This window comes from Pseudolysinimonas sp., from assembly GCF_031389465.1.
Lineage (GTDB): Bacteria > Actinomycetota > Actinomycetes > Actinomycetales > Microbacteriaceae > Pseudolysinimonas_A.
In genome coordinates this window covers 1-4140 of the sequence record NZ_JANMSQ010000312.1, presented here as the reverse complement: position 1 = coordinate 4140, position 4140 = coordinate 1, and the positions used below count along the sequence as shown (strand labels likewise).

The following is a 4140-nucleotide window of genomic DNA, read 5'->3' as shown; positions in this document are numbered from 1 at the left end:
GACGTTGGGTTTCGATACACCGCTTCGCGGCACTCAACCCGCGGAACCTCGCGGTTTCGATACACCGCTTCGCGGCACTCAACCCGCGGAACCTCGCGGTTTCGATACACCGCTTCGCGGCACTCAACCCGCGGAACCTCGCGGTTTCGATACACCGCTTCGCGGCACTCAACCCGCGGAACCTCGCGTCGCTCACAACGACACTCCGACGAGCACGGGCTCGGGCTGCAGGTTCACCCCGAACTCGGCGAGAACACGGGTCTGGATGTAGCCGGCCAACTGCACGACGTCGGCGGCGGTCGCCCCGCCACGGTTGACGATCGCGAGGGTGTGTCTGCTCGACACGGCGGCTCCCGACCCCGGGATCGCGAAGCCCCGGGTGATCCCTGCCTTTTCGATGAGCCACGCGGCGCTGAGCTTCACGAGATACTCGCCGCGCACGACGTGCGGGATGACGCTGCCGAGTGGCAACACCCGCGCCGCCTCCTCGGGGGCGGTCGGCCAGCGCGGCGCATCGGCCGGCAGCCCGCGGGCGAACTGCTCGGTCACGACAGGGTTGGTGAAGAACGACCCCGCGCTCGCCGAGTCGGGGTCGGCGGGATCCCACAGCATCCCCTTCGCACCCCGCAGCTCGAGGACCGCGGCACGCAACTCGGTAACCGGCACGCGGTCGCCGATGCGCACCCCGAGAGTCGAGGCGAGTTGCGCGTAGGCGACGGGCTGGCTGAGCCCGCGGTCATCGGCGAGGGCGAGTTCGAGTGAAACGACGAGGCCGAGCCGGCCGCGCTTGAGAGCGCTGGTGCGATAGCCCAGGCCGAGCTCGGGGGCGCCGACCCGCACCAGCTTGCCGGTGTCGAAGTCGAGAAAGTCAATCGCGACGAGACTCGACGCGAGCTCCTGGCCGTAGGCACCGATGTTCTGCACCGGCGCCGCGCCGGCTGATCCCGGGATGCCCGAGAGCGCCTCGATACCCGACCACCCGTTGGCGACCGCGTGGGCGACCACGTCATCCCAGGGCTCGCCCGCCTCGACGGTCAGCCGTACCGGGCGCGCACCCTCGGCACGGGTCGCGCTCAACCCCCGGGTCGCGACCCGAATGACGTCACCGTCGAAACCATCATCCGCGATGACGACGTTCGAGCCGCCGCCGAGCAGCAGCCAGTCTTCGGGCGAGCCCCAGGTGGCGAGGGTCTCGTCGATGAGCTCGGTGCGGGTAGCAGGCTGCACCAGCCGCGCCGCGGGTCCGCCGATCCCCAGCGTCGTGAGACTCGCGAGGGCGGTCATCCGGTCGGCGGGATGACGCGAACCTGCGCCTTGCCGAGCACCGTCTGCTCGCCGTAGGTCACGGTGAGATCGATGCGCAGCGCCGCCTCCTCGACCGCGCCGACCTTCGCAACGACCGTGACGACGGCGCCGATCTCAGGGTCGACGGGCACCGGGCGGGTGAACTTCACCTGGTAGTCGAGCACTCTGCCGGGATCGCCCAGCCAGTCGACAACCGGTTGCACGGCGAGACCCATGGTCAGCATCCCGTGCGCGAGCACCCCGGGCAGCCCGACGGACTGGGCAACGTCGTCGCGGTAGTGGATGGGGTTGAAGTCGCCCGACGCTCCCGCGTAGCGCACCAGCGAGTCACGGGTGAGCGGGAAGCTGGCTTCGGCGACGACCGCGCCGATCTCGAGGGCGGTCACTCGTCACCCCGCACGACAAGAGTGGAGACGGCGGTCACCACGTGCTGGCCGGTCCCGTCGATGATTGCCGACTCCGCCGTCACCATGCTGTGGCCGCCGATCGACTTGACGCTCGTGATCGTCATGGTCGCGACGAGTTCGTCGCCCGCGACGATCGGGCGGGTGAACGAGAACCGCTGGTCGCCGTGTACGACGCGGGTGAAGTCGACGCCGGCATCCGGGTCATCGAGCAGTTGCCGCAACGTCGCCTCGGTCACCACGATCGAGAACGTCGGCGGGGCGACCACATCCGCGTATCCCGCCGCGCGCGCGGCCTCGGGATCGGAGTGGGTCGGGTGGCCGGCGAATACGGCGCGGGCGAACTCGCGCACCTTCTCCCGCCCGACGAGGTACGGGGCGGTCGGCGGGTAGACCCGACCTTCGATCGCTGGATTTACCGGCACAGAGTCGAGCCTATCGAGCCCGCGCCGGGCCCTTTAAATGATCGAGACCCCGGCGACTGATGTCTGCCGGAGCCTCGAAGACTTGGGTGCCGCGCTGTTCGGCGAGAACTACTGGCAGCTCTCGCACTGAAGGTCGTCCATCGGATCGACCGGAACCGAGTAGCCACCCACGGTGTCGACGTCGTTCATGGATCCTCCTCAAAGTCTTTGGTTCATCCGCGGAGTCGGTGACCGCCGCGTGAATCACCACTATATAACGGGAATCACACGGATGTCATTCCCCTACATGTAGTGATTTTCGGCGTGTCGCGCCGTAACGACAGGCTAACCGCGACCACCGACACTCGCGAGGTACGCGGTCACCCGCGCGATGAGGTCATCGGGCTGCTCCTGCGTGTACGGAAACTGCAGGGTGTCCTTCGCGGCACGGTAGGGCGTGATCTCGACCTCGATCGGGTCGTCGGAGCGGTAGACCGGGTAGAACCCGATGTGCTTCTTCCAGGCTGCGAAGTAGATATGGCGGCGCTTGCGGATCGTGACCGTCGGCATCCCGTACGTGATCGACTCTTCGGCGTCGGGCAACACCGAGTGGATTGCGGCCCGCACCCGCTCGAGTCGCGCCCGCACCTCGCCGTCGTACCCCGCCAGGTACTCGTCGATGGTCGCGATCGTCATCGGGAGTAGTCGAGAGAGCCGAAGAGGTCGGCCATGCCGGTGAACATCGCCACCATGATCGCCGCCAGAATGCCGAAGCTGACCAGAAGGGCGCCGACCTCCGCCCAGATCGGCGCGTGGCCCTTGCCGGTGCGACGCACCACGACGACCGACCGGCCGATCGCGTAGACGACACCGCCGATGAAGGCGAACGCCCAGTGGAACGGTCGCGGTACGCCTCGGGCGGTGAGCTCTTGCACGTCGCGATACGCGAAGAAGACGATGAGCCCGTAGGCGGCCCAACTCAACACCAGCGAGCCCCAGTAGAACGGGGAGAGGAACAGGTCGAGCGTTCCCGACATCCCGGAGTAGGCGTTCGGGGAGGTCAGGTCGATGTCGAACATCGAGCCCCACGGCACGAAGAGCAGCAGCAATGAGGGGAGCACCGGCAGCACGACGATGAGCCAGATCCACGGGGTGTTCCCGTCGGTGCCGGGGGGCGCCTTCGGCTCGGCCCCTGCCGGGAAGGGCTGCCCGGGGGTCTGGTAGAGATCCGTCCAAGCGATGCCGTTCCAGTAGCGTCCGCGGGCGGAACCTGCCGGGTCGGAGTACCAGCCGGCGGGGGTGCTCGTGCCCGGTGCGCTCATGGCCCGAGCATACGGCGCCCGTAGGATCGGGCCGTGGCGACGGCACGGCGAGGCTCGACGCGCGGGGGCGTGTTCTCCCCCCGATCGCGCACGTCGGATGTCGTCGCGGATGCCGTGCTTCTCGCCACCGGCGCGGTGCGCAGCACGGTCAAGAACCTGCTCATCGTGCGCGCGCTGCGCGACCGTGCCGACTTCGACGAACCCTGGTGGCACTCGGCGGTCGCGCGGGAGTTCGAGCTGCTCGCGGTCGAGAACGAGGCCGACGCGACGCGGCTCGAAGGGGTGCGCACCGCCGCGAAGAAGAAGCAGGGGCGCGCCCTCCACCCCGCTGACTTCCGGGCGCGCGACGCCCCGGTGCTCAAGCGGCGCATGCGCATTCTGCGTAAGATCGCGACTCGGTTGCGCGAGCTAGCGACCGATGAGGATGCTGTGCGCGCGCTCGTCGAGGAGGCGCGACAGAACGCGCTCCACGAGATCACGACCGCTCGCCACGACCCGAGCCCGCGAGCGGCCCGTGACCCGGAGGAGCGTGCGGCTGGGCTCGCGTTGCTCGCCGACGATCTCGCGGCGCTCGCGGCTTCTGCCGCAGACCCGGTCAGCCCGCCGTCGGCGGAACCGTCGTGAACTGCGGGTACTTCGGCTCGCGTCCGTCGCCCGACGAGGTGCCTGTGAGGCGGCGACGCACCCACGGCCCGAGGTGCTCGC

The 4140-nt window shown here is 68.9% G+C and carries 6 protein-coding genes; 1 reads left to right on the top strand and 5 read right to left on the bottom strand.

The features are described from left to right. Positions 1–192 precede the first annotated feature (192 nt). From RMO30_RS12120 to RMO30_RS12100, 5 genes are all read right to left on the bottom strand, one after another. A complete protein-coding gene (locus tag RMO30_RS12120; RefSeq protein WP_309713842.1) occupies positions 193–1284 on the bottom strand; it encodes a UDP-N-acetylmuramate dehydrogenase in 1092 nt (363 codons plus the stop codon). Continuing rightward, complete coding sequence (locus RMO30_RS12115; RefSeq protein WP_309713840.1) at positions 1281–1691, bottom strand: MaoC family dehydratase; 411 nt, start codon at positions 1689–1691, stop codon at positions 1281–1283. Before RMO30_RS12115 ends, RMO30_RS12120 begins: the two co-directional genes overlap by 4 nt. After that, the gene (locus tag RMO30_RS12110; protein ID WP_309713838.1) at positions 1688–2134 is read right to left on the bottom strand and encodes a MaoC family dehydratase N-terminal domain-containing protein; all 447 of its coding nucleotides are present in this window, start codon (positions 2132–2134) and stop codon (positions 1688–1690) included. Before RMO30_RS12110 ends, RMO30_RS12115 begins: the two co-directional genes overlap by 4 nt. A gap of 324 nt (positions 2135–2458) precedes the next feature. After that, entirely contained in the window at positions 2459–2809 is a 351-nt protein-coding gene (locus RMO30_RS12105) for a DUF1801 domain-containing protein (protein WP_309713835.1), read from the bottom strand. Next, positions 2806–3435 (bottom strand): DUF2510 domain-containing protein, encoded by a 630-nt coding sequence (locus RMO30_RS12100; RefSeq protein WP_309713833.1) that lies wholly within the window; start codon positions 3433–3435, stop codon positions 2806–2808. Before RMO30_RS12100 ends, RMO30_RS12105 begins: the two co-directional genes overlap by 4 nt. A 33-nt stretch (positions 3436–3468) precedes the next feature. Between RMO30_RS12100 and RMO30_RS12095 the strand changes: the two genes are divergently transcribed. Next, positions 3469–4059 (top strand): hypothetical protein, encoded by a 591-nt coding sequence (locus RMO30_RS12095; protein WP_309713831.1) that lies wholly within the window; start codon positions 3469–3471, stop codon positions 4057–4059. The last annotated feature ends 81 nt before the right edge of the window (positions 4060–4140 follow it).

Coding starts and splice junctions, on each gene's coding strand:
- RMO30_RS12120 (WP_309713842.1), bottom strand. CDS start 1,284: ATGACCGCCCTCGCGAGTCTCACGACGCTGGGGATCGGCGGACCCGCG.
- RMO30_RS12100 (WP_309713833.1), bottom strand. CDS start 3,435: ATGAGCGCACCGGGCACGAGCACCCCCGCCGGCTGGTACTCCGACCCG.
- RMO30_RS12105 (WP_309713835.1), bottom strand. CDS start 2,809: ATGACGATCGCGACCATCGACGAGTACCTGGCGGGGTACGACGGCGAG.